The organism is Streptomyces sp. WMMB 714, assembly GCF_900090125.1.
Classification (GTDB): Bacteria; Actinomycetota; Actinomycetes; order Streptomycetales; family Streptomycetaceae; genus Streptomyces; species Streptomyces daqingensis.
This window is the reverse complement of sequence record NZ_FMHJ01000004.1, coordinates 126781-146341: the sequence shown is the minus strand read 5'-3', so window position 1 is coordinate 146341 and position 19561 is coordinate 126781. Positions and strand designations below refer to the sequence as shown.

15 protein-coding genes and 1 tRNA gene are annotated in these 19561 nt (G+C 69.7%); 2 read left to right on the top strand and 14 right to left on the bottom strand.

Going from position 1 to position 19561, the window contains the following annotated elements; genetic code table 11:
• Positions 1–47 precede the first annotated feature (47 nt).
• From H181DRAFT_RS08375 to H181DRAFT_RS08365, 3 genes are all read right to left on the bottom strand, one after another.
• Positions 48–1796, bottom strand: a complete 1749-nt coding sequence (locus H181DRAFT_RS08375; RefSeq protein ID WP_158715422.1) for a hypothetical protein — start codon at positions 1794–1796, stop codon at positions 48–50.
• A 614-nt stretch (positions 1797–2410) separates the two neighbouring features.
• Positions 2411–2545, bottom strand: coding sequence for a DLW-39 family protein (locus tag H181DRAFT_RS29650; protein WP_217627983.1), 135 nt, complete (start codon positions 2543–2545; stop codon positions 2411–2413).
• 219 nt (positions 2546–2764) lie between these two features.
• Positions 2765–2977 carry a hypothetical protein gene (locus tag H181DRAFT_RS08365; RefSeq protein ID WP_045863659.1) on the bottom strand — a complete coding sequence of 71 codons (213 nt, stop codon included), beginning with the start codon at positions 2975–2977 and terminating at the stop codon, positions 2765–2767.
• Positions 2978–3152: 175 nt separating this feature from the next.
• Here H181DRAFT_RS08365 and hemC point away from each other — a divergent pair, with 175 nt between their 5' ends.
• Entirely contained in the window at positions 3153–4139 is a 987-nt protein-coding gene (gene hemC / locus H181DRAFT_RS08360) for a hydroxymethylbilane synthase (RefSeq protein ID WP_302622631.1), read from the top strand.
• Positions 4140–4248: 109 nt separating this feature from the next.
• Here the strand turns inward: hemC and H181DRAFT_RS08355 are convergent, their stop codons facing one another.
• Positions 4249–4854 (bottom strand): hypothetical protein, encoded by a 606-nt coding sequence (locus H181DRAFT_RS08355; protein ID WP_045863658.1) that lies wholly within the window; start codon positions 4852–4854, stop codon positions 4249–4251.
• Positions 4855–5159: 305 nt separating this feature from the next.
• On the opposite strand from H181DRAFT_RS08355, the gene H181DRAFT_RS08350 reads away from it, so the two are divergent.
• A complete protein-coding gene (locus H181DRAFT_RS08350; RefSeq protein ID WP_139131677.1) occupies positions 5160–5339 on the top strand; it encodes a hypothetical protein in 180 nt (59 codons plus the stop codon).
• A gap of 91 nt (positions 5340–5430) precedes the next feature.
• Here the strand turns inward: H181DRAFT_RS08350 and H181DRAFT_RS08345 are convergent, their stop codons facing one another.
• The 10 genes from H181DRAFT_RS08345 to dnaA form a co-directional block, all read right to left on the bottom strand.
• Positions 5431–6075 carry a dihydrofolate reductase family protein gene (locus tag H181DRAFT_RS08345; RefSeq protein ID WP_045863656.1) on the bottom strand — a complete coding sequence of 215 codons (645 nt, stop codon included), beginning with the start codon at positions 6073–6075 and terminating at the stop codon, positions 5431–5433.
• 206 nt (positions 6076–6281) lie between these two features.
• Positions 6282–6358, bottom strand: a tRNA-Ile gene (locus tag H181DRAFT_RS08340).
• A gap of 82 nt (positions 6359–6440) precedes the next feature.
• Complete coding sequence (locus H181DRAFT_RS08335; protein WP_254666762.1) at positions 6441–7118, bottom strand: DUF3566 domain-containing protein; 678 nt, start codon at positions 7116–7118, stop codon at positions 6441–6443.
• Positions 7119–7283: 165 nt separating this feature from the next.
• Positions 7284–9941 (bottom strand): DNA gyrase subunit A, encoded by a 2658-nt coding sequence (gene gyrA / locus H181DRAFT_RS08330; RefSeq protein WP_045863655.1) that lies wholly within the window; start codon positions 9939–9941, stop codon positions 7284–7286.
• A 64-nt stretch (positions 9942–10005) separates the two neighbouring features.
• On the bottom strand, positions 10006–12108 hold the full coding sequence (gyrB, locus tag H181DRAFT_RS08325) for a DNA topoisomerase (ATP-hydrolyzing) subunit B (RefSeq protein WP_045863654.1): 2103 nt from the start codon (positions 12106–12108) through the stop codon (positions 10006–10008).
• Positions 12109–12355: 247 nt separating this feature from the next.
• Complete coding sequence (locus tag H181DRAFT_RS08320; RefSeq protein WP_254666776.1) at positions 12356–12844, bottom strand: DciA family protein; 489 nt, start codon at positions 12842–12844, stop codon at positions 12356–12358.
• Between the two features lie 125 nt (positions 12845–12969).
• Entirely contained in the window at positions 12970–14103 is a 1134-nt protein-coding gene (gene recF, locus H181DRAFT_RS08315) for a DNA replication/repair protein RecF (RefSeq protein WP_045863653.1), read from the bottom strand.
• 9 nt (positions 14104–14112) lie between these two features.
• Complete coding sequence (gene gnd / locus H181DRAFT_RS08310) at positions 14113–15045, bottom strand: phosphogluconate dehydrogenase (NAD(+)-dependent, decarboxylating) (RefSeq protein WP_045863652.1); 933 nt, start codon at positions 15043–15045, stop codon at positions 14113–14115.
• Positions 15046–15228: 183 nt separating this feature from the next.
• Positions 15229–16359: a DNA polymerase III subunit beta gene (gene dnaN, locus H181DRAFT_RS08305; RefSeq protein WP_045863651.1), complete on the bottom strand. Its 1131-nt coding sequence runs from the start codon at positions 16357–16359 to the stop codon at positions 15229–15231.
• An 818-nt stretch (positions 16360–17177) separates the two neighbouring features.
• The gene (dnaA, locus tag H181DRAFT_RS08300; protein ID WP_045863650.1) at positions 17178–19121 is read right to left on the bottom strand and encodes a chromosomal replication initiator protein DnaA; all 1944 of its coding nucleotides are present in this window, start codon (positions 19119–19121) and stop codon (positions 17178–17180) included.
• Positions 19122–19561: the final 440 nt, after the last annotated feature.

The window sequence follows — 19561 nt, the reverse complement described above, 5'->3', positions numbered from 1 at the left end:
CCCGGCCTGACCGGCGGGGCGTCCGAGGGGGGCCGTGGGCGCCCCTGCTACGGCTGTTGCTGCCGGCGCGGGTCGTGGAACTGCTGCGTCCGATGCTCCCCGTACGGCTGCTGCGGCTCCGGCCACGCCGGCGTAGTGCCCGGACGCCCCTGGCCGGGGGCCGTGTACGCCCCGCCGCCGAGTGGCGGGCCCGGCGGCGTCCCCCCGGCAGGAGCCCCCGCAGCACCGGCCGCCGCACGCCGCGCGACGAGCGTCCAGAGGACGAGCGCGAGGATCAGCGCCGTCCCCGTCCCGATGCCCGCGTACGCGACCGTCATGAGGGTGCCGCTGCGCTGTCCCTCCGCGGCGTTCTGGCCCTTCTCGGCCTGCTCCCTGTCCTGGTCGCTGACGCCGAATCCGGCCGCCGCCGCGTCCCCCTCGTACCCGGGGCCGGCCTTGGCCTTCCCCTTCAGGTCGATGCGGAGGGTGAGCGGCGCGGTCCCCTTGATGACCTGGCCGGCCTTGGGTGAGACCGTGACCGCGAGGTAGTGCCATCCCGCGAGCGCGGCGTCGGAGCCCTCGTCCGCGAACCGGTTGCCGAAGTCCACCACTGGTGTGTAAGCGACCGCCTGGGCCGACTTGTCCGGGGTGTACGAGACGAAGCTCTCGTCGTCGAAGCGTCCGCGCGCCGGGTTGTACGTGGTGAGCCCGAGACCGTTGTAGACCGTCGGCGGGAAGTCCTCGGTGGACTTGACGCTGCTCAACTCCACCGCGGCGTTGAGCCGTTGGCCCCAGTCGACAGGCACCCGGTAGAAGCGCGTCTCGCCGGGCCTGATGCGGTCCTTCCACACCCCTTCGGAGACGGCTCCCGCGTCGTTGAAGCCGGTGCCTCCGTGCGCGCGCCTCTTCGCGCTGCCGGACAGCGCCGCCGGCGGATCGTCGCCCGCCCCGTTTCCGGTGGGCGCCGACGGCAGGGTGCCCTTGACAGGCGGCTCCGACATGTAGCGGATCTCCAGCGGCCACCGCGCCGGGTTCGACGTATCCCCGCCCACGCGTTCGACGGAGAAAAGGTACGGGCCGGCCTTCTGGCACTCGTCGTCCGCACCGACGACGCGGGCGGCGTAATCGGCGACGGCGTAGGCGGAGCCGTCCCCGGAGAAGTCCGACTGGGCCGAACCGTCGCAGGGACTGCCGTCGACGGCCTGGAGCGACAGTTCCAGGCCCTCTCCGACCGTCTGCACCCGCGCGCCGGGCTCGGGAGCGGCCACGGCGGAGAGGAAGGCGGCGGACTTCGCGTCGAGACTGACGCTGTAGTACTTCTTCTCCCCCTTCCCGATCGTGTCGCTGTAGACGCCGGGACGGATCTCGGGGCCGTCGCCGCTGCTCAGAGCGCCTTTGATCTTCTTCGCGTCCTCTGCCGCCTTGTACCGCGGCAGGTCGCCCGGCCCGTCCGCGGGCCCGGCCCACGCCTGACCGGGGAGCGCCGCCACCACGCACAGCGCTGCCGCGATCCCCGCCGCCCGCACCGGCGTCCGTCTCCGCGCGCCCCGTGCCACCGCCGCCTTGTACCGCGGCAGGTCGCCCGGCCCGTCCGCGGGCCCGGCCCACGCCTGACCGGGGAGCGCCGCCACCACGCACAGCGCTGCCGCGATCCCCGCCGCCCGCACCGGCGTCCGTCTCCGCGCGCCCCGTGCCACCGCGTCACGTATCCCCACGTCCCGCATCACCGCTCGCCGCCCCACTTCACCCACGCCACCCTCACCGGCACTCGCCGCCATCGCCACCGCCCCCTCGTCGCCCGCACACGCCGCGATCACCCCGGCGGTGAGACTGCTCCATCCTGCCCCGCCCCGTGCCGCGCTGTCCGTCCGCCCGTCCCAGGTAGCGGCCGGCGCCCTCGTCGCACGTACCGCCGGCGTCCGTGCCTCCCGGGATGCGGCCGATGCCGGAGACCAGCGGCACAGCTCCCTCGTCCTGACCGAAGTGCCCGGTGCTCGACGTGCGGCTGCCCGACGATCCGGGTGCGGTCAACCGCGTTCGCGGACCGTCGAGTTGGTCGACGCGGGAGCGGGGCCGGGGCACGGCGGCAGCCCTCTTCCGCTTCGTCGAACCGTAGAGCCGCAGCCCTCCCGCTCAGCCATCGAGCCGGACGGGTCCAGCACCACGATCATCGCTCCGTTGCCTTCTGCAACGCTTGCCACTGACCGAACCCACAGAGCCCATGGACACCCGCCCCACTGCACACGCAGTGCCGCCACGTCTTTTCCGAGACCATATTTCTTTGCTCTCGCACACGGCAAGTGGTTGTGTGTCACGGACCCGCAACACGGCGGCGGGCCACCGCACACCAGGGAGGAGGCCGCGGTGCGGACGCGAAAAGGCCCTGGCCGTCCGGAACGGTCAGGGCCTCAGCGCAGGCTTTTTGGTTTTTTCACACGCTCGCACCCGACGGCACGGAGTCGGTCGCCTCCGTCCACAGGTCCTGCTCGGCGCGGTCCGCCTGGATCTGGCGGTACACGAGGAGCCCGCCGATGGCGGCCAGTACGACCAGGAGTAGCTTCTTCACCGCGCTACCTCGTCCTTCTCTCAGACGTTGGGACCATCTTGGCGCCCGATGATACCCAACCGCCCGCACCCGGGCGGCGGTCCGCCCCCACGCGCAACGATCTTTCTCAGCCGCGACCGCCTTTCCCGCAGGCCGCCCGGCACGCCCCCGCCCGCGCAACCCCGCCCGCACAACCCCGCACGGCGAACCCCGGAACACCGGACGGCAGCAGGCAGGCGGCTACTCCCACACGTCGGCCTTCCCGCCCCGCCACTGGATGCGTACGGGGTCGTCCAGGCGCACCTGGTCCGGGTCGAGACCCGCGCGGCGCAGGATCTCCACCAGATCGGCGATGCCGTGGGCGTGGCCGAGGTCGTCCCCGTCGGGCCGGTCGGCGGTGATACGGCGTCCGCCCGTCGGGGACGGCGGATGCACGACTATCGACGCAGTCATACGGAAAGCCTGCGACGGATCCGCCGGTTCCGCATCTCGGACCCGCACCCCGAAAGAGGAGCGGAATGTGGCCACTTGACCACATAGTGTGCTCGACAGCACCTGTCCGTTCCGCTCGCGGAGGGCACGCTCCGCCCGCTCCCGCGAGAACCGCACACCGGAGTACGACGCACCCGTGAACCACCGCCGGCCCCGCGACTCGCCCCTGCTCATCGGCACCCGCAGCTCCGCCATGGCGCTCGCGCAGGCAGAGCACGTCACGGGGCTGCTCCGGCGGCTCGATCCCGGGCTGCGCACACAGACCGTCCCGACGACGACGGCCGGTGACACCTGGCCCGGCGACCTGACACGGATCGGCGGCAAGGGACTGTTCGTCAAGGCGATCGACGAGCAACTCCAGCGCGGCGAGGCCGACATCGCGGTCCACTGCCTCAAGGACGTCCCCGGCGACCGCCCCCTCCCGCGAGGCCTGACCATCGCCGCGGTGCTGCCCCGGGACGACGTCCACGACGTGCTCGTCGTCCCGGAGGGCTCACCGGTCGCCTCCCCGGCGGAGCTCCCCGAGGGCGCCACGGTCGCCACCTCCGCCGTACGCCGCAAGGCACAACTGCTCGCCCTGCGACCGGACTTGCGGGTAGTACCCGTACGCGGAACAGTCGGCACCCGCCTGTCGAAGCTCGACTCGGCACGCCGCCCGCAGACCGCCGCAGAAGACGGGGACGGCCCGGTGGACGCGATGGTGCTGGCCCGGGCCGGACTCAGCCGGCTGGGCCTCACGGCACGCATCCGCTACGAGTTCCCCCTGGCGGAGATGCTGCCCGCCGTCGGAGCGGGTGTCCTCGCACTGGTGTGCCGGGAGGAGGACGATGCCGTCACGGCACTGCTGCACCGGCTCGGCGAGCCCGCCGCGCACGCCGAGGCGGACGCCGAACGTTCGATGCTCAGCGGCCTGCGGGGGCACTGCAACTCCCCGATCGCGGGCCACTGCACCACCGCACCCGACGGGCGGCTGACCTTGCACGGCATGGTCTTCTCCAGCGACGGCACCCGCTTCGTACAGGCCCGCCTCCGCGCCGGCCCCACCGAGGGGGCCGCGGCGCTGGGAAGCCGCGTATGCGCCGAACTGTCGCGGCAGGGAGCCCGGCAGATCATCGACGGGTGACGGCGACTGGGCGACTGGGCAACTGGGCGACTGGGCAACTGGGCAACTGGGCAACGGTGACGCAGCAGCGACGGGCGGCAGCCGGGGCAGCGTCGGGGGAGCGGCGCGCTCAGCTGTCGCCGCCCGGCCCGACGCTCTGCTCCGGGACCTTCCCCACCCTGATCCCGGCCGCGTGCCGCGGGCCCGGCGGCTTCTCTTTCCGCAGCTCCGTGACCCGGCCGCGGTGCGCGAGCGCGTGTATACGGCTGCTCCGCGCCCGGTTGAGCGCCCGTACGCCCTCCCGCACGCACTGATGGTCCCAACTCGCCCGCACCGCCCGCCCGTTCTCCGGCGGGACGAGCAGCGACTCGATGGCCGTGAGCGCGCACTCCACCGTCTCCGCCCCCGCGAACGCGGGCAGAGCGGCCACCTCCTCCCGCGCCCTGCCGATCGAGTCGAGGATGGGCAGGATGTAGGGCTCCCGCTGGTGATGGTCGGTGACGTCGATGTCGGGGATGTAGAACATGTACCGGTTCGCCGCGTCCACAGCGGTTATCAGGTGGTCCTGCGCCTTCTCGAACCTCGCCACGTCGTGCTTGACCATCTCCAGAGCGGCTTCCCAGGCGGTGTGCGTACGCGCGATCCACAGCTGAGCGACGATCGTGACCAGGCCGGCGACCAGCACGGAACCGGATGTCACGTAAGCGGCGATCATCGCGGGTGCACCCAAGTCCATACGGGAATCATGAGTTATGCGAGTCGGCATAACAGGGCCAACTCAATAAATCGGACGGTATCCCGCGGGGCCGCATCACGTCGCGACGGGAGGGCGGTCAGCGCCTGGCACCCACCGCGAGCCGACCGCCGCCAGGTACCGACTGCTGCCGTCTCGACGCCTCGTTCTACACCGGACGAGCGGTAGAGCCGCTCGGCGGAAACAGTCTTATGACGGTCCGTTACTCTGCCGCCACGAGGACGCGCGGACCGTCGGTTCGCGGCACGTGGCGACAGTGCGTCAGCACGTCGGAGGGGGAGATCCGCATGTCGGAACAGGCCAAGAACGGGCTGGGCTGCCTGGTGATGGTCCTGGTCATCGTCGGACTGATTTTCATGGGCAGGGCCATATCGGGGGTCGACGATCCGCCGGCGGAGGGGAACGCGTGCACCGAACCCGGGGAGACAGTGGTGGACGAGCAGGGCAACGAGTTGACCTGCCGCTGAGCGCTCCCAACCCTCGGACGCGGACGGCGTGACGGGCGGACAAGGGCCCGGCCCGGGACCACGTCCCTGAGCCGGGCCCGGGAGGCTGGTGCTATTTCCGCCAGAACAGGTGGTGCGTCACGCCGCTCGGGCTGGGCACGACATCGAGGTGGAAGCGGTCGCGCAGCTCGTCAGGAGAGTCCCAGAGCTTCACACCAGAGCCGAGCTTCACCGGCGAGACCGCCACGTGCAGGGTGTCGACGAGGCCGGCGTCGAGGAACTCCCGGACGGTGGTGGCCCCGCCTCCGAGCCGGACGTCCTTCCCCCGTGCGGCCTCCCTGGCCTGCGTGAGGACCTCGGCAGGGGAGCCGTCGACGAAGTGGAACGTGGTGTCGGACAGCGTGAACGACGGACGCCTGTGATGCGTCAAGACGAACACCGGTGTGTGGAACGGAGGTTCGTCCCCCCACCAGCCCTTCCACTCGTGGTCCTGCCAGGGCCCGCGCTGCGGGCCGAACTTGTTGCGGCCCATGATCTCGGCCCCGATGTTGTGGGTGAAGTCCCTGGTGAAGTAGTCGTCGAGACCGCGACTGCCCCCGGGGTCGGTGCGGTTGGGCCAGCTCGCCGTGGCACCGGCCCAGGCGAACAGCTCCCCGGGATCGGCGTGACCGAACGGCCTCTCCAGGCTCTGATTCTCACCGGCACCGAATCCGTCGCTCGAGACGACGAAGTTCTGGACCCTCAGCAGCTGGCTCACCTGGCTCCTCCTGTGTGATCGGTGACGAGTAGACCGCCGGGACTGTGAAAACTCGTCGCCGTGACCAAGACCGGTCGTCACCGGCCACGAGGCCACCAGCGGGCCCACGCCCACCGTCACGCGCCCCGGGGCCCCGGCCCTCGACACCGGTGCAACCCCATGGACGCCGAAGACCCCCAGCCGGTACCGGCTGGGGGTCTTCGTGCTGGTGGGGCTAGGAGGACTTGAACCTCCGGCCTCATCCTTATCAGGGATGCGCTCTAACCATCTGAGCTATAGCCCCGCGCTGCACCGAAAGATTAGCGCACTTCCATCCGTGCCCCCAAATCGGTTCCGGGGGACTCACCAGGGCCCTATTCGTCGCCCTATTCGTCCTCGGCAAGGGTGATCTCGACGCCCCCGACGAACCCGGCGGAGATGTTGTAGATGAAGGCGCCCAGCGTCGCCAGAGCCGTCGCCAGCACCACGTCTATCGCCGCGATCACCGACGTGAACAGCAGCACCCTCGGCAGCGACAGGAACGACTCTAGGTCGAACCCGCCCTCGCCCGACTCCGTTGCCTGACTGAGCGTCCCGCCGATCGCGGAGAAGACACCCATGGCGTTCATGACCATCCACAGCACGCTCACCGCCACGATCGTGCACACGCCCAGCGCGATCGAGAGCAGGAAGCTCACCTTCATCACCGACCAGGGGTCGGTCTTGGCGACCCGCAGCCGTGCCTTTCGGGTACGTGGCACCGTCCGGGCGCCCGTACGCGGCCGACGCACCGCGTCCCCGCCCGGCCCCGCGGCAGAGGCAGGGCCGTGACCGTGGCCCCCGCCCGGCGCGGCCGCCGGATACTCGCCCGGCGCACCGGCGCCCGGAGCCGCCGTTCCCGTGTCCTGCCCGGCACCGCCCGGTCCCGGCATGCCCGCCAGGTGCAGCGGCTCAGGAGGCTCGGAGAGGCGGGGCGAGACGGACGGCCCCACCTGGCCCGGCCCCACCTGGCCCGCGCCCTGACCGCTCACGGGCCCGGCGGCCCCCGCCGTCGGCGGAGTCACAGGCGGGGCCGGGTACGCCTGCGGAGGGCGATGCGGCTCCGGCTGCGGCAGCGGCTGGGCCTGAGGCTGCGGTTGCGGCTGTGCCTGAGGCTGTACAGGCCCAGCCTCCTGCTGCCCCTCGGCTCCTTGCTGCGTACGCGGCTGTGGCTGGGCACCACTCACGCCTTACTCCTCGTCGTCCGCATCATCCGGCTGGTCCGGCTCATCCGACGTGGCCCGTGGCTCCTCTTCCGGCACCTCGCCAGGTTCCGCAGCCGCTTCCACTTCCTCGGCCTCACGGCCGGCCTCGGCGTTGCGCGCAACACCGACAACCGCGTCCCGCTTGCCCAGGTTGATCAGTTGGACGCCCATGGTGTCACGGCCCGTCTCCCTGACCCCACTCACGCGTGTGCGGATAACGCCGCCGCTGAGCGTGATGGCGAGGATCTCGTCGCTCTCCTCCACGACCAGCGCGCCGACCAGCGAGCCCCGGTCCTCGACGATCTTGGCTGCCTTGATGCCCAGACCGCCGCGGCCCTGCACCCGGTAGTCGTCGACGTTCGTGCGCTTGGCGTACCCGCCGTCGGTGGCGGTGAAGACGAACGTACCCGCGCGGACGACGTTCATCGAGAGGAGTTCGTCACCTTCACGGAAACTCATCCCCTTCACACCGGAAGTCGCACGCCCCATCGGCCGCAGCGACTCGTCCGTCGCCGTGAACCTGATCGACTGCGCCTTCCGGCTGACCAGCAGCAAGTCGTCCTCGGGAGAGACCAGTTCGGCGCCGATCAGCTCGTCGTCACGCCCGTCCTCCATCTGCCGGAGGTTGATCGCGATGACACCGCCGGAGCGCGGCGAGTCGTAGTCCTTCAGCGGAGTCTTCTTCACCAGGCCCGACTTGGTGGCCAGCACCAGATACGGCACCGCCTCGTAGTCGCGGATGGCGATCATCTCCGCGATCCGCTCGTCGGGCTGGAAAGCCAGCAGGTTCGCGACGTGCTGACCGCGCGCGTCCCGCCCCGCGTCGGGCAGTTCGTACGCCTTCGCCCGGTACACGCGGCCCTTGTTGGTGAAGAACAGCAGCCAGTGGTGCGTCGTGGAGACGAAGAAGTGGTCGACGATGTCGTCCTCTTTGAGCTTCGTGCCGCGTACGCCCTTCCCGCCGCGCTTCTGCGCCCGGTAGTCGACCGTCTTCGTCCGCTTCACATAGCCGCCACGCGTGATCGTGACGACGATGTCCTCCTCCGCGATCAGGTCCTCGATGGACATGTCGCCCTCGAAGGGGATCAGCTTCGTGCGGCGGTCGTCGCCGAACTTCTCCACCAGCGCCGCGAGTTCGTCGCCGATGATCTGCCGCTGACGCCCGGGGGAGGCCAGGATCGCCTTGTACTCGTCGATCTTCGCCTGCAGGTCGTCGTGCTCCGCGGTGATCTTCTGCCGCTCCAGCGCCGCCAGCCGGCGCAGCTGCATCTCCAGGATCGCGTTCGCCTGGATCTCGTCGATCTCCAGCAGCCCCATCAGACCGCCGCGCGCGTCCTCGACGGTCTGGCTGCGGCGGATCAGCGCGATGACCTCGTCGATCGCGTCCAGCGCCTTCAGCAGACCGCGCAGGATGTGCGCCCGCTCCTCCGCCTTGCGGAGCCGGAACTGCGTACGGCGCACGATGACGTCGATCTGGTGCTTCACCCAGTGCCGGATGAACGCGTCCAGCGACAGCGTGCGCGGCACACCCTCGACCAGCGCCAGCATGTTCGCGCCGAAGTTCGTCTGCAGATCCGTGTGCTTGTACAGGTTGTTCAGGACGACCTTCGCCACCGCGTCCCGCTTCAGGACGATGACCAGCCGCTGCCCCGTACGGGAAGAGGTCTCGTCGCGCACGTCGGCGATGCCGCCGACCCGGCCGTCCTTCACCAGCTCGGCGATCTTCAGCGCCAGGTTGTCCGGATTGGTCTGGTACGGCAGTTCGGTGACGACCAGGCACTGCCGCCCCTGGATCTCCTCGACCTCGACGACCGCGCGCATCGTGATCGAACCGCGCCCGGTGCGGTAGGCCTCCTCGATGCCCTTGCGGCCCACGACCAGCGCACCGGTCGGGAAGTCCGGGCCCTTGATGCGCTCCATCAGCGCATCGAGCAGCTCCTCGTTGGACGCGTCGGGGTGCTCCAGATACCACTGCGCACCCGCCGCCACCTCCCGCAGGTTGTGCGGCGGAATGTTGGTGGCCATGCCGACCGCGATACCCGCACTGCCGTTGATCAGCAGGTTCGGGAAACGCGACGGCAGCACCGTCGGCTCCTGGTTGCGGCCGTCGTAGTTGTCCTGGAAATCGACGGTGCCCTCGTCGATGTCCCGCAGCATCTCCATCGACAGCTGCGTCATCTTGCACTCGGTGTACCGCATGGCCGCCGCGGGGTCGTTGCCCGGCGAACCGAAGTTGCCGTTCGAGTCGACCAGCGGCATCCGCATCGACCAGTGCTGCGCGAGACGCACCAGCGCGTCGTAGATCGAGGAGTCACCGTGCGGGTGGTACGTGCCCATCACGTCGCCGACGACGCGGGCGCACTTGTAGAAGCCCTTCTCGGGCCGGTAGCCGCCGTCGTACATCGCGTACAGCACACGCCGGTGCACCGGCTTCAGGCCGTCACGGACGTCGGGCAGCGCACGCGAGACGATGACGCTCATCGCGTAGTCGAGATACGACCGCTGCATCTCGGTCTCGAGGCTCACCGGGTCGACGCGGGACGCCGCGCCCTCGATCTGCACCGGGGCGGGATCGCCGGCGACGACGGGCTCGATGCCGTCGCCCTCGGGGCCCTGCGGGGTGGAAGAAATCTCGTCGGCCATTGCTCAGCTCAAGTCCTTCTGTGTGTGCGGCGCGCCGAACTCCACGGCGGTACGGCCGACCTGCTCAGATGTCGAGGAAACGGACGTCCTTGGCGTTCCGCTGGATGAACGAACGGCGCGCCTCCACGTCCTCGCCCATGAGGATCGAGAACAGGTCGTCCGCGGCGGCCGCGTCGTCCAGCGTCACCTGGCGCAGCACCCGGTGATCGGAGTCCATCGTCGTGATGCGGAGCTCCTCCGCGTTCATCTCGCCCAGGCCCTTGAAGCGCTGGATCGAGTCGTCCTTGATGCGTTTGCCCTGCTCGCGGCCGAGCTGGATCAGGCTGTCGCGCTCGCGGTCCGAGTAGGCGTACTGGTGCTCGTCGCGACCCCACTTGATCTTGTACAGCGGCGGCTGCGACAGGAACACGTGACCCGCCTCGACCAGCGGGCGCATGAAGCGGAACAGCAGCGTCAGCAGCAGGGTGTTGATGTGCTGGCCGTCGACGTCGGCGTCGGCCATGAGGATGATCTTCTGGTAGCGGAGCTTCGCGATGTCGAAGTCCTCGTGGATGCCCGTCCCGAACGCCGAGATCAGGGCCTGCACCTCCGCGTTCTGCAGGACCTTGTCGATCCGCGCCTTCTCCACGTTGAGGATCTTGCCCCGGATCGGGAGGATCGCCTGGAACTCCGGATTGCGGCCCGACTTGGCGGAGCCGCCGGCCGAGTCGCCCTCCACGATGAAGATCTCGCACTTGGCGGGGTCGTTCGACTGGCAGTCGCTCAGCTTGCCCGGCAGCGACGCCGTCTCCAGCAGCCCCTTGCGGCGCGTGAGATCCCGCGCCTTACGGGCGGCGACGCGGGCCGTCGCCGCCTGGATGCCCTTGCGGATGATGTCCGCGGCCTCGTTGGGGTTGCGGTCCAGCCAGTCCGACAGGTGCTCGTGCGTGACCCTCTGCACGAAGGTCTTGGCCTCCGTGTTGCCCAGCTTCGTTTTCGTCTGCCCCTCGAACTGCGGCTCACCCAGCTTCACCGAGATGATCGCCGTCAGACCCTCGCGGATGTCCTCACCGGTGAGGTTGTCGTCCTTCTCCCGCAGCAGGCGCTTGTCCCGCGCGTACCGGTTGATCAGACCGGTGAGGGCCGCACGGAAGCCCTCCTCGTGCGTACCGCCCTCGTGCGTGTGGATGGTGTTCGCGAAGGAGTACACACCCTCGCTGTACTGGTTGTTCCACTGCATCGCCAGCTCGACGGAGAGCAGCCGGTCCTTGTCCTCGGCCTCCACGCCGATCACCGTCGGGTGCACCAACTCGCCCTTGCGGGAGTTGAGATAGCGCACGAAGTCGATGATCCCGCCCTCGTAGTGGTACCGGACGGAGAGCTGGTTGCCGTCCTCGTCCACATGCTCGGGACGCTCGTCCGTGAGCTCGATCGTCAGGCCCTTGTTGAGGAACGCCATCTCCTGGAAGCGGCGCGAGAGCGTCTCGAACGAGTAGTCCGTGCTCTCGAAGATCTCCCCGTCGGCCCAGAACGTCACCGTCGTACCGGTCTCGTCCGTCGCCTCATTGCGCTTCAGCGGGGCCGTCGGCACACCCAGCTTGTAGTCCTGCGTCCAGCGGTAGCCGTCCGTGCGGATCTCCACAGAGACCCGCTGCGACAGCGCGTTGACGACGGACACACCCACACCGTGCAGACCACCGGAGACGGCGTAACCGCCGCCGCCGAACTTGCCGCCCGCGTGCAGCACCGTGAGGACGACCTCGACGGCCGGCTTGCCCTCCGACGGAACGATGCCCACCGGAATGCCGCGGCCGTTGTCCACGACCCGGACACCCCCGTCGGCCAGCAGCGTCACATGGATCGTGTCCGCGTGGCCCGCCAGCGCCTCGTCGACGGAGTTGTCCACGACCTCCTGCACCATGTGGTGCAGACCGCGCTCACCGGTCGACCCGATGTACATGCCGGGGCGCTTCCGGACCGCCTCCAGCCCCTCGAGGACGGTGATGGCGCTCGCGTCGTACGACGGCTCAGCCTCCGCCGTCACCGGCGAGACAGGGGGACCGACCGGTTGCACCTCGACACCGGCGCCATCCACAGGGGGGCCGTCGGTACCCGCATCGGTGGAGTTGTTCTCGTACTCGTTGAGATCGCCGGAATCGGCCACGAAGCGCCCTTTCTGGCACAGCACAGGCCGACTCCGGGGCAGGGTGGAGCGGCTGCGTCGTTCGACTTGTTCCCCAACGGGGACGGTTTCTTCGACCAGTGTACCGGTGGCCGGAGTGTGGATGGGGGTTTGCGGGTGCCTGAGTCCGCATGTGCCGACCTGAACTGGCGTCCACCGACTCCCCATATGCGGACCGGGGGGCCAGAACGCTCACGGGGGCGCTCAGCGCTTCGACCTGTCAACGCTCAATCACCGTGAGCGGCGTCACGAATCACCCGTAGGTGTCACCCGGTCCCTTGCTCCCGGGAGCCCGCAGCCGCCCGCCCCGCGGAGCCCCCGTCTCCGGCCCGCGCACCTTCAGCAACAGGACCGTCCCCTGCCCCAGATCCTCGTTCAGACGGGCCACCAGACGCGGAGCCAGCAGACGCAGCTGCGTCGCCCACGCCGTCGAATCACACCGGACCGTGAGCGTCCGCTCCTCCTCGTCGTACCGCTGGGGCTCGCAGTGCTGCGCCACCTCCGGACCCACCAGCTGCGGCCACCGGCCCATCACGCCGCCCACGGCCGCCGGAGCCTCCCAGCCCCGCTCCGTGATCAGACCGTTCACCGCCGCCCCCAGCGGCACCGGATCCCGGCCGTCACGGCCCGCACCCGACCGCGGCACCCGGCCACGCCGCACGTCCCGCTTCTGCTGGGCGGCCGCCCCCCGCGCCCTCGCCGCCTCCTTGGCCGCCCGCAGCGCCACCCTCGCCAGGTCCACACCCGTCGCCTCCTGGGGCTGCGGACGGTCCGGCCCGGCCTCCGCCGCACCCTCCGGCGACCGGCCGGGCGGCACCTCCTCCGGCCCGGACGGCTCCCCCGACACCGGCGGCGGGACGTCACCACTCACTGCGGCACGACCTCCCCCTCCGAGACCGAGAAACGCGCCCCCTCCAGCACCGCCGGAACGTCCTCCCCGACGGCCGCCGTCACCAGAACCTGCTCACCCGGCGCCACCAGCTCCGCGAGCCGCGCCCGCCGCTTCACGTCGAGCTCGGCGAAGACGTCGTCCAGCACCAGCACCGGCTCGTTCCCCTCGCTCTTCAGCAGGTCGTACGACGCCAGCCGCAGCGCGAGCGCGAACGACCACGACTCCCCGTGGCTCGCGTACCCCTTCGCGGGAAGCTCGCCCAACTTCAGCACCAGATCGTCCCGATGCGGCCCCGCCAGCGTCACGCCCCGCTCGATCTCCGCCCTGCGCCCCTCCTGGAGCGCCGACTTCAGCTGCCCGTACAGCTCCTCACGGGACGCGGCCGCCTCACCGGCATCACCCGGCGAACCCTTGTACTCCAGGCCCACAGGGCCGCCCCCCGGCGCCAGGCACTCGTAGGCCTTGTCGGCCAGCGGCCTCAGCGCGGATATCAGCTGCAGCCGGTGGGCCAGCAACTCCGCCCCCACCCGCGACAGATGCTCGTCCCACACGTCCAGCGTCGAAAGGTCCCCACCCGGCTTCCCGCCGTGCCGGCGGGCCATCGCCGCCGACTTCAGCAGCGAGTTCCGCTGCTTCAGCACCCGGTCGTAGTCCGAGCGCACACCCGCCAACCGCGGCGACCGCGCCGTCAGCAACTCGTCCAGGAACCGGCGCCGCTCGCCCGGATCGCCCTTCACGAGCGCCAGATCCTCCGGCGCGAAGAGCACGGTGCGCAGGATGCCCAGCACGTCCCGCGGCTTGACCTGCGACGACCTGTTGACCCGGGCCCTGTTCGCCTTCCCCGGGTTCAGCTCCAGCTCCACGAGCTGCTGCCGCTCGCCCTGCCGCACCGCAGCCCGTACGACCGCACGCGGAGCCCCCATCCGCACCAGAGGCGCGTCCGACGACACCCGGTGGCTGCCCAGCGTGGCCAGATATCCGACGGCCTCGACGAGGTTCGTCTTGCCCTGGCCGTTCGGCCCCACGAACGTCGTCACACCGGGCCCGAGAGACACCTCGGCCCGGACGTACGAGCGGAAGTCGGCCAGCGACAGATGCGTGACGTGCATCGCGACCCGTCAGCCACCCACCGGCGGAAGGACGTCCGCCCCCGGAGTGTCCCCGTCCACATGGTCGCCGGACGCCGTCACCGCATGGCCGCCGAACTGGTTGCGCAACGCGGCGACCATCTTCATCTGCGGCGAGTCCTTCTGGCGGGAGGAGAAACGGGCGAAGAGCGACGCGGTGATCGCGGGGAGGGGCACCGCGTGGTCGATCGCCGCGTCCACGGTCCACCTGCCCTCACCCGAATCGGCCGCGTAGCCCCGCAGTTCCTCGAGGTGCTCGTCCGAATCCAGCGCCTTGACGGCCAGATCCAGCAGCCACGAGCGGATGACGGTTCCCTCCTGCCAGGAGCGGAAGACCTCGCGGACGTCCGTCACCGCGTCCACAGCTTCGAGCAGCTCCCAGCCCTCCGCGAAGGCCTGCATCATCGCGTACTCGATGCCGTTGTGGACCATCTTCGCGAAGTGGCCCGCACCGACCCTGCCGGCGTGGACTGCGCCGAACTCGCCCTCCGGCTTCAGCACGTCGAAGACCGGCTGCACCTTCGCGACGTCCTCGCTGGAGCCGCCGTACATCAGGGCGTAGCCGTTCTCCAGGCCCCAGACACCGCCCGAGACACCGCAGTCGACGAAACCCACGCCCTTGGCGCTCAGCTCTCCGGCATGCCGCTCGTCCTCCGTCCAGCGCGAGTTGCCGCCGTCCACGACGACGTCGCCGGGCGAGAGGAGCGAGGACAGCTGGTCGATGGTCGACTGGGTGGCCGCCCCCGCCGGGACCATCACCCACACCACACGGGGCGCCTCCAGCCGCGTCACCAGCTCCTCGAGGCTGTGCACGTCGGCAAGCCCCGGGTCGCGGTCGTAGCCGATGACGGTGTGGCCTCCACGGCGGATGCGCTCGCGCATGTTCCCGCCCATCTTGCCGAGACCGATGAGACCGAGCTCCATCAGTGCCCCTTCTTTCACGATTCGTACCTGGCCCGACCCTACGCCCACGGGTTCGTGCACACCTGTGGGCTCCGGCCGCTCAGAAGTGGCCGGTCACGGGCCTTCCAGGCGCTCCGGGAAGGCCCGGCGGCACGGCACGGTACGGCTCGTACGGCTGTGAACGGGGCGGGCAGCCGGGACGGTTCAGCCCGAAAGGCGCACCGGCATGATCAGGTACTTGTACGCGTCGTCCGCCTCGACGTCCTTCGCCGGCTTCCCGCTCAGCAACGCCGGCTTGGTCGAGGTCGTGAAGGACAGCTGCGCGACAGGGGAGTCGATGGCGCTCAGACCCTCGAGGAGGAACCCCGGGTTGAAGGCGATCGAGACGTCGTCGCCCTCCAGGTCGGCGTCCACACGTTCCACAGCCTGTGCATCGTCGCTGGAACCGGCCTCCAGCGTCAGCACACCCTGCTCGAAGCTCAGCCTGACCGGGGTGTTCCGCTCCGCGACCAGGGCGACGCGCTTGACCGCCTCGACGAACGGAGCCGTCTCGATCACGGCCACCGAGTTGAACTCCGTGGGGAACAGCGTGCGGTACTTGGGCAGATCGCCCTCCAGCAGCCGCGTCGTCGTACGCCTGCCGGCGCCCTCGAAACCGATCAGCCCCTCGCCCGAGCCGGAACCCGAGAGGGCCAACGACACACTGTCACCGCTGCTCAGCGACTTGGCCGTCTCCAGCAGCGTCTTCGCCGGGACCAGCGCGACGGACGAGACGTCGGGCGTCTCCGGCTTCCACAGGAACTCCCGCACGGCGAAGCGGTACCGGTCCGTGGAGGCCAGCGTGACCGTGTCGCCCTCGATCTCGATGCGGACGCCGGTGAGCACGGGAAGCGTGTCGTCGCGTCCGGCGGCGATGGCCACCTGGGAGACGGCGGCCGCGAAGACCTCGCCCGGCACCGTGCCGGTGGCGGTGGGCATCTCGGGCAGGGCCGGGTACTCCTCCACAGGCAGTGTGTGGAGTGTGAACCGCGAGGAGCCGCAGACCACCGTCGCCCGTACACCGTCTGTGGAGATCTCCACCGGGCGGTTGGGGAGCGAACGGCAGATGTCCGCCAGCAGCCGGCCGGAGACGAGGACCGTGCCCTCCTCCTCGACCTCGCCCTCGACCGACACACGTGCCGACACCTCGTAGTCGAAGCCGGAGAGGCTCAGCGAGCTGTCCTCCGCCTTCAACAGCAGGCCGGCAAGGACAGGCTGGGGCGGACGGGCGGGGAGGCTCTTCGCCGCCCAGGCCACCGCCTCCGCCAGAACGTCGCGCTCTACCCGGATCTTCACCTTCAGCCGCCTCCTGCTGTACCTGGCTGCTCGCCCCTGCTGCCTGTCGTCGGCTCGTCGCCGGGCACCAGTCTGACGCACACCGATGACAGTCGGCGCAGGTGTGGGTCAAGTCGTTGCGGAGCGGGCAGGAGACGGCCCGAGCGAGTTGTGCACAACCCCAACTTCGAAACAGATTCCCCGCTTTATATAGGTGGTCGTAGTAGTAGGGCTTGTGGAAACCGTGGATAAGCCCGTTTCCGCAGCTCAGCGCGGAGATTTTGTCCACCGGGCCTGTGGGCGCAGCGGTGGAGTACTCAGGGGTATCTGTGGACGCGGGAAAGTTCTGCACACCCGATGCACAGGCAGAGGCGACTTGCCCACAGCAACAGGCGCAGGTTTCCCCATGTTTCCCACACCCCAAACAGGCGCTCTGGTGTGACGCCTTTCACTCGGACCAGTGAGCAGGCGAGTTGTGTTGCCGAACAGTGGACAGCGCTGTGGAGAAGCCGCTTTCGGCTGGGGACAAGACAGCTTCGGCTGTGGGCGGGCGGTGGACAAAGCAGGACCGCGTCACTCGCGACGGAACCACTCCACATCCTGTGGACCCAGGTTGCGCACAAGTACACAGGCAGATGACCTCGGGAGACGGTCCGTTGAGGAGGGAGTCTGTGGACGCGTTCGGGACAACTTCGTGAGCACACAGGGTGTGGACCCCTCTGATGCCCTCAAGCTGTGGACCATCACGACCACAGGCTGTGGATTCGAACAGCAAGAAGCCCTCCGGGAGTTGCTCCCGGAGGGCTGAGGGGCCGACGCCGGCGGTTCCGTCCGGGCGATCAGGCGTTCTTGATGCGGTTCGTCAGCTCGGTGACCTGGTTGTAGATGGAACGGCGCTCGGCCATCAGCGCCCGGATCTTGCGGTCCGCGTGCATGACGGTCGTGTGGTCGCGGCCGCCGAACTGGCTGCCGATCTTGGGGAGTGACAGATCGGTGAGCTCGCGGCAGAGGTACATGGCGATCTGCCGTGCCGTCACGAGCACGCGGCTGCGCGAGGATCCGCACAGGTCGTCCACCGTGAGCCCGAAGTAGTCGGCGGTGGCCGCCATGATGGCCGGCGCTGTGATCTCCGGTGTGGCGTCCTCACCGCCGGGGATCAGGTCCTTCAGCACGATCTCCGTCAGGCCCAGGTCGACCGGCTGCCGGTTGAGCGACGCGAAGGCCGTGACGCGGATCAGCGCGCCCTCGAGCTCCCGGATGTTCCGCGAGATCCTCGACGCGATGAACTCCAGGACCTCCGGCGGTGCGTTGAGCTGCTCCTGCACCGCCTTCTTCCGGAGGATCGCGATGCGCGTCTCGAGTTCCGGAGGCTGTACGTCCGTGATGAGGCCCCACTCGAAGCGGTTGCGGAGCCTGTCCTCCAGGGTGACGAGGGCCTTCGGCGGCCGGTCGCTGGAGAGCACGATCTGCTTGTTCGCGTTGTGCAGGGTGTTGAAGGTGTGGAAGAACTCCTCCTGCGTCGACTCCTTGTCGGCGAGGAACTGGATGTCGTCGACCAGCAGGATGTCCATGTCGCGGTAGCGCTTGCGGAACGCGTCCGCCTTGCCGTCGCGGATGGAGTTGATGAACTCGTTGGTGAACTCCTCCGAGCTGACGTAGCGCACCCGCGTCCCCGGGTAGAGGCTGCGCGCGTAGTGCCCGATCGCGTGCAGCAGGTGCGTCTTGCCCAGCCCGGACTCCCCGTAGATGAAGAGCGGGTTGTACGCCTTCGCCGGCGCCTCGGCCACCGCGACGGCCGCGGCGTGCGCGAAGCGGTTCGAGGCACCGATCACGAAGGTGTCGAAGAGGTACTTCGGGTTCAGCCGCGCCGTGGGCTCCCCCGGCCCCGTCGCCGGAGCGGGCTGCGCGGCGAGCGGACCGGGCGCCCCGCTGGGGGCGGGCAGCTGGGAAGGGCCGTCGTAGCGGGGGGCCGGAGGCTGGCCCTGCGGCGGCACCTGCGGCTGGGGGTGGCGCTGCTGGTGCTGTTGATGCTGTTCGTACGACTCGTACGGCGCCTGCGGACGCTCGTACTGCTGCGCATGGCCGGGGCCGCGCTGGTCGTAGTGCTGTTCGTACGTCTGCTGCTGGTGCGGCTGCTGCGATTGCTGGTGGTGCCGCGGTTGCTGGTGCTGGTGCGGCGGCGGGTACTGGTCGCGCTCGGGCTGCGGCCAGGCGCCGGGCTGCCGGGGCGACTGCGGGTAGTCCGGGTACGCGGGGCGCGGGCTGGGCAGCTCGGGGTTCGGGTAGTTGTCGTACCTGCCGCCGTCGTAGCCGCCGTGCTGCTGCTCGTACCGGCCGCTGTCGTAGCCGCTGCCGTTCCCGTCCTGCTGGCCGCGCTGGGCATGCTGCTGATGCTGGCCGGGAGTGTGCTGGCCGGGCCCGTGCTGCGACGGCAGGGAAGGGGCGGACGGCTGCGTCTCCGACTGCGACGGGGAGTCCGGGGCCTGCTCCGGTGCGGCGGGTGCGGGGTCCTGGCTGGGGCCGGTGACCGTGATCGCGAGCCGGATGGGCTGCTGGCACTCGCGGCTGAGAGCATCACTGATCATCGGTGCGAGGCGGCCTTCGAGGACGCCCTTCGCGTATTCGTTCGGCACGCCGAGGAGCGCGGTGCCCGAGACGAGGACGAGAGGCTGGCAGTCGCGGAGCCAGCGCTGGTCCTTGGCCTCGACTCCCTGACCCTCCGAGAGGAGTTGCTCCAGTACACGCGGCCACACTGCGGCAAGATCGGCAGGCAGGTCAGCCACGGGGCACGCTTCTCTCACTCGCTGGATGTGGTGGTTCGGTGACGCCGGCCGGATCCCGCGAATGTGCAGTTCTGGGTCGGTCGGGAGGGATGGGAGGTTCAGTCACGGTAGTCAGGCCGACGTGCCCCGTTCAAGTCGTTGTCCACAGGCTGTGCACGACGGGGCTCCGCCCCGCGGGCAAGCCGATCGGCGGGCTCACCGGCGGTTTGACCGAATGGCGTAGCCGCGCGTACCGTAACGAGGTCGAGTTGTCGACGGCTGCTGCCGCCTGCCTCCGATGGGCAAGATCCAAGAGATTCTTTGCGGATCATGAAGCGGAGCACACTCGAGCGTTGCGAGCTACTCGTGGGCGCACGGTGACAGCTTGTCGATGCCATACGCGACACACGTCCATGTTCTCGCGGCCGCCCGCGGGACACGAAGCATTCCTGGAGCCCCCG